Consider the following 5,525-nt stretch of genomic DNA (forward strand, 5'->3'; position numbering starts at 1 on the left):
TCCTGTGGGCTTTAAAACCCGTGGGGGTTCAAGTCCCCCCTCGCCCACCAAGGTCAGTTAGTGACTTATCGCCATACGCGTTAGTGATTTAGCGGCAAACGCGTCGGTTTTGCCGGTTTTCGGTGGTTTCGAGGGGTTTGGCCCCGTTTGAGGGGGTGGTTTCGGCTGGCCAGCGGGGTGTTTCCAGCGGCCGGGTGTCAGGGTTTGGTTGTTCGGGCGCGGCGAAGCCGACAGTGGGGGGTTTACTGTCGGCGCGAGGGAACGGCGTGGTTGGGGTTAGGGTGGCCCTCGGGGTGTCTCGGCCGGTGTGGAGGGCGCTTCGCTGGGGGGAGTGTCCGATGGTTCGGTATCGGTGATGGGTTCTTCATGTTGTGTTCGGTCTCTGCGGTGGCGGGCGGCTATTGAGAGGTTGTGTGCTATGACTTTGGCGAGGGCGCCGAGGGTGATAGCTACTTTGTTGAAGACGCGGCACCACCCGATCGCGAAGTTGCCTTTGTCGCCGACCGTCGAGTTTTTGGTTTCGCTGTTGTTGCGCCGGTCCTTGTAACTCTTTCTCCACGCACGCGTGTTTGGGGGGATTCGTTGGTAGCTGTCGAGTTTGTCGACCGGGACGGTTACCAGTCCTTCGCAGCAGTATTCGTCGTCGATGGCAAGAACTGGGCCCTTGGCGGGGGTTTTTTTGGGGTTGCGGGTCTTGGCGGAGGTTTTGACTCTTCCGGCGCATTGGGGGCAGATGAGTTGCACGGCGCCGCCTTTGAGGTATCTGTTTACGGTCCACCGCCAGCGGGCTCGGTTGGCGTACCACTCTTCGAGTTTCTTGCCGGTCAGTTTCGCGGGTGGTACTAGGAGTTCTTCGGGTAGCCATGCCGAGAAGAACGACCCCAGGTGGCGCATGAGCTGCTGTTTGTTGTTCCTTCCGACTGTTACGGGGACAGGCCTGTCGATTTCGCCGGAGTTGTATTCCATGACCACGTCGATGCCTTGCTCGTGGAGTTTTCGGCAGAAGGTCTTGCGTTTGTTGGTGTAGGCCCGGTCGGCGATTACTTCTTTGATCCGGGGAGCGATTTCCATTGCTCTGGCCACGAGATCCAGTGCGACAAGTCCGGGGTTCGTGGCCCCTGGGACCACGGCCATGGCGAGGATGAACTTGGGCGGGGCCTTGTTGAGACCGAGGTCGCGGGGGTCGCCTCTCCAGTTCGCACCGGGAACGGCTGTGACGAAATGCAGGTCGTAGCCGAGCACAATCTTGGCTTTTTCTCTGGTTGTGGCGCTCTTGTATGTGAGACGAGCATCACGATCGTGGCCACGGATCACCCGCCCGTCGGGACCGGGAGTGTCTATTTCGTAGGTGAATGGACCGGTCACTTCCGGGAGTGTGGGCTCGGCGAGGTCGGCCTCTTCGCGTGCTGCAAGTTCGTGCTCGGCCAGAGCGTCTTCTTCCTTTTTGAAGTTCTTGGACACTGCCCATGATTCGATGACTTTGGAATCTATGGAAACGGCGCTGATCATTTTCCGTACTCTCCTGGGAACGGCCACATTCACGAAGGTGTGGCAGATCCAGTCCAGATCGAAGATGGCTTCTAACTTTTCGGTCCATTTGGCTCCGAGAACCTCTTCGAGGCGTTGGATCTGGTCACATACGGAGTGGTAACTAACCGGAGGGGGGTTGTCCATGTCCCAGAGTCCCAGTTGGTATGCAACTTGGGAAGGGAAACCGTTCAGCACGGCGCACAGGTCGGTGCGGCGATAAGACCCCAGGATTTTCGCGGCGAGGACCGCGGCTAGGAACAGGGCTTCCACGCTGATCCGAGATTCTTTCCCCGGGTGGTTGCGGAGGCGCTGTTCCAACGACTGGACGTCTTGGTTTCTTCTGATCAGCGCGAGGATTGGCTCGACTTGTTCCGGTTCGGTCCAGATAGGAAACTCGGTGTCGTCGAAAGTCGCCGGGAAGTTGGGCAGGCGCCGCATCTTGTCGAGGGTCTGGGCGTCTTCGGTGCAGAGGCGACCCTTCCTGGTTGCTCGTTCGCGGCGGCGGCGCAGTCCCCGGGTCATGCGCGCAGTGCCTCTCTGGCCGTTTCGGTGTCGTCGAGGGTGTTCTCGATGTGGCCGAGCAGCCCGTCCAGGGTGTTCATCGACAGCCGACCCGCTACCTGTTTCAGGACGGGCAACGGTGTGCCGGCCTGTATGTGAGCGACGAGCCATGTGGACCGCGCGCGGCGGAGCGCCAGTCCCTCGCCTCCGCCCGGGTCGAGCCTGGCGCAAATGTTGTACACCAGGTTGCGTCCACCGGCTGGGATGAACCGGCCCTCTCCGGTGCGTTGCAAAGCCTGATGTGCGATGTCTGTGTATTGGTGGCGGATCGGCGTCAAGCGGGGGTTCTTTCCTCTCACCCGCACCGCCAGTCGGCCGGTGTCCACTTCGAACAGGTCGTCCACGTGTGCTACGGTGATCTCTTTGCCGTTCAGTCCCCCTCCGAGAGCGGCGGCGAGTATCCACAGGCGCTCTGGGCGGTTTTGGCGGCCGGGTAGCTTGGCTGCTCGGCGGAAGGCCAGTTCTTCTTTGGCGGTGTAGGGCGTCGCGATGCCGGTCCTGCCGACCTGCCGCGACGGCGATGGCCACTCCCTGGGGTTGGCGGCTCGTCCCACGGCCCTCAGGGCTGATCGGGCGTTGTCGCGCCATGTCCCGCTCCGATGGGAGTTCACCTCCATCGTCCAGTGCTCCACATTGGCGGGATGCAAAACGGTGCGGACATCACAGGTGCCCAAATGGCGATAGACCCAGACCACCAGACTCGCCGTGCAGCGAAGCTGCCACCGTGCCCGTTCCGCGTTTTCGGGACCGGCGGCCGAGACCCAACCGCGCACGGTGTCCATCAGCGGCTCCAACAGGCGCCGGTCGGTTTCGGCCCACCCGTGAGGTTGCCATGTCTCCAGGACCCTCTCCACATCAGGCGCCAGCGTCCGCTGTCGGCTCACGAGACTCCCCCCTCCTCGTGGCACGCCCGACTGGTTTGACGCCCGGACAGGCGGTTCTCGGCGCGTTGGTATTCGGGCAACGACGAGGCCCGTTCTGCGGTCTCGGGCGACCTTCTGTGGTCGGGTCGTACAACGGCGCAGGTACGCATACCCGGGAAGCTCAACATGAACGTTCCAGATTGCCTAAACCTGTTTTTTGGAAGTTTTTGCCGTAGGCCCTGGATAGCGTCGTCAAAATGTCCACTGCGCCCGACGCTACCTGGGGGACGTGACGCCTTTTAGGGCACTCGGCTACGCTTTGTCCGATGGCGATCGCCAGAGAACACCCGGTCACCTATGTCGTGCCAGGAGGCGCGTTTCCGCAAGGCCCATACAAGAAAACCACGCCGTCGGAGGTCTACCTGGCCGCCGGTCTCGCCCGTCGGCTGAGACAGAGAATGAAGGGCGACTCAGTTCGATATTGGGCCAGCAAAGCAGAACTCAGCCCCCAAACACTCATCAACATCCTCAACGGCAAAGCCTGGCCGGACATCCTCACCATCGCCCGGCTCGAAAAAACCCTCGGAGGTCGCTCGCTATGGGGAAGCGAACACCGCAAAACACCGAACTGGACCGATGGCAATTTTTGCACGCCACCGGGTTTCAGAATTCCATCTGCCAGAGAGATCCACAAAATGCTCCGGGGAACCGACCCTGAGAAGGCCAGAAAACTGGCCAGCGAGTACGCTCGTGCGAAAGCGGTGCAACGCCAGCAAGCAGCGAAACCCTCCACGTCCTGACACAGACGCTCCCCCGCGCCCCGGAACTCATCCACAGCAACACGGCACCGACTCAAGCGGACCCGGCAGTGCCGGAATCATCTCATCTGTCCAGGCGATGGGCACCCTATCTGATCCGACACCACACAGGAATCACCCTCCGAGCACTACTCATCCCCCGCCCGTCGCCTAGCGAACCGGCCCCTCCGCTGGCCGGGTTAACCGTCCAACGAACCCTCCGCGTCGATAGTCCTATGAAGCGAGGATCGTAACTGGTATTCGGCTGTGTTTGATGATCGAATCGGCGACATCGGCAGGAAGGACATTGGTGGTGTCCACAGTCAACAGATCCTCCTCATTAGGGATGTCTTCGGGAGACCACGACCACTGGCCGGGACTACGTTCCCGTAGCCGATCCATACGCGCGGTAGGGTCGGTCACAAGCCGCACACCGAACATCCTGTGCGGTGCCACCAAGCGAGCCACGACCTCTTCCCAATCGTGAAAGGACCGAAGCCACGCATTCTGCAACCCGGCTATCACCGCGTCACATCCCTGGTCCATGGCTTCGGCAGCCAACAACACAGCGGACAGAGACGCCGAAGCAGCCGCGCCCCTCCACCCGTACTTGAAGTAGCCGTCGATCTCAACCAGCCACTGCTTGTCGGGTTCCATCTCGGTGTGTTCAAACAACTGGTCGTGGGTGATGCCCATTCCCCGCTTGATAGCGTTGGTGTCGATGCTGGCCAACCCGTACCGACGGGCAAGGCATCTCGCCACCGTGGTCTTCCCAACAGCAGACGAACCCTGCAGGACGACCAAGGTCCGAGGGCCCTGATGAACCCTGTCCCTTCGGTCTCTTACGAGGTCGAATATCCAATCAGACCACACAGTTCTGCTCATGGCCCCAGAAAGGGTAAAGGCAGGCTGTGACATTTCACGGCCCCAAAGCGAAGCAGGCAACTGAATTACCGGCGGGACCAGCCCAACCAAAGCCGGCAGCATTGTCGGCAAGTCAGGCGAGGATGCGCAGGTTGCCCCGGCGGTCGCGTTCGGCCACCGCAACGCCATGCAGACGGTCGGGGGTGTTGCGCGGTTTGGCGAGGCAAACAACCTGGGTGGGGCCGATCCTGACCTGTTGGTCGTAGTGCATGTGGCCACAGGCGTGAACCTTGGGCCGCAGGTTCAGGGCGAGTTGCCGAAGGTACGGATCCCCGACCGGTATGCCTGCCTTGTTGGTTCCCACATCCGACGGCCAGTCGTGGGTCACCAACACATCGACGCCTCCGTGGTAGCGGCGGGCCGTGCGGGTGAGCTGTTCCAACTCGGACCGGTGCCAGTAGGTGCGTTGTTTGGCGTTGTTGCGTTCCGGCTCGGGGGTGTCGCTGTACTTGGGTGAGTAGATACCCGACAGGAACCCGACATTCACTTTGTGGATTGTGGTGATGCCCCACCGACCGAGCCACCACACTCCCGGCGCCCACTCTCCTGCTCCGGCCCGGTCCAACGCCGGATAGGGGTCGTGGTTTCCCGCGATGAAGTACAGGGGCGCACCCAATACGATTTCGCCAGCGGCTACGCGGGGGAAGTCGCCCACTTTGCGGTAGCGGGACGGGCCTACCACCCCAAGGTGATCGTCATGGCCCCGGTTGGGTTCCACATCTCCCGCGGCCAGTACGAATTCGAACGCGCCCCACCGACCACGAGCCGCATCGAGGGCCTCTGCCAGCACCTCGAAATTGCCGTGGATGTCACCCACCAACGCGAACTTGGTTCCCATAGCCTCCGTCAG

The 5,525-nt window shown here is 61.5% G+C and carries 5 protein-coding genes; 1 reads left to right on the plus strand and 4 read right to left on the minus strand.

Features of this window, described 5'->3' with window-relative positions:
• Window positions 1–276: 276 nt before the first annotated feature.
• On the minus strand, window positions 277–2,052 hold the full coding sequence (locus OXM57_05155) for a hypothetical protein (protein ID MDE0352056.1): 1,776 nt from the start codon (window positions 2,050–2,052) through the stop codon (window positions 277–279).
• Window positions 2,049–2,975 carry a hypothetical protein gene (locus OXM57_05160; GenBank protein MDE0352057.1) on the minus strand — a complete coding sequence of 309 codons (927 nt, stop codon included), beginning with the start codon at window positions 2,973–2,975 and terminating at the stop codon, window positions 2,049–2,051. The genes OXM57_05155 and OXM57_05160 overlap by 4 nt, the downstream gene beginning before the upstream one ends.
• A 305-nt stretch (window positions 2,976–3,280) precedes the next feature.
• Between OXM57_05160 and OXM57_05165 the strand changes: the two genes are divergently transcribed.
• Window positions 3,281–3,754, plus strand: coding sequence for a helix-turn-helix transcriptional regulator (locus OXM57_05165; protein MDE0352058.1), 474 nt, complete (start codon window positions 3,281–3,283; stop codon window positions 3,752–3,754).
• 231 nt (window positions 3,755–3,985) lie between these two features.
• Here OXM57_05165 and OXM57_05170 read toward each other — a convergent pair whose 3' ends face one another.
• Together OXM57_05170 and OXM57_05175 are read right to left on the minus strand one after the other, a co-directional pair.
• Entirely contained in the window at window positions 3,986–4,483 is a 498-nt protein-coding gene (locus OXM57_05170; protein MDE0352059.1) for a hypothetical protein, read from the minus strand.
• A gap of 265 nt (window positions 4,484–4,748) precedes the next feature.
• A partial coding sequence (locus OXM57_05175; GenBank protein ID MDE0352060.1) for a metallophosphoesterase occupies window positions 4,749–5,525 on the minus strand: 777 nt, incomplete at its 5' end.

It is taken from the genome of bacterium, from assembly GCA_028820935.1.
Classification (GTDB): Bacteria; Actinomycetota; Acidimicrobiia; order Spongiisociales; family Spongiisociaceae; genus Spongiisocius.

Coding starts and splice junctions, on each gene's coding strand:
- OXM57_05165 (MDE0352058.1), top strand. CDS start 3,281: ATGGCGATCGCCAGAGAACACCCGGTCACCTATGTCGTGCCAGGAGGC.
- OXM57_05155 (MDE0352056.1), bottom strand. CDS start 2,052: ATGACCCGGGGACTGCGCCGCCGCCGCGAACGAGCAACCAGGAAGGGT.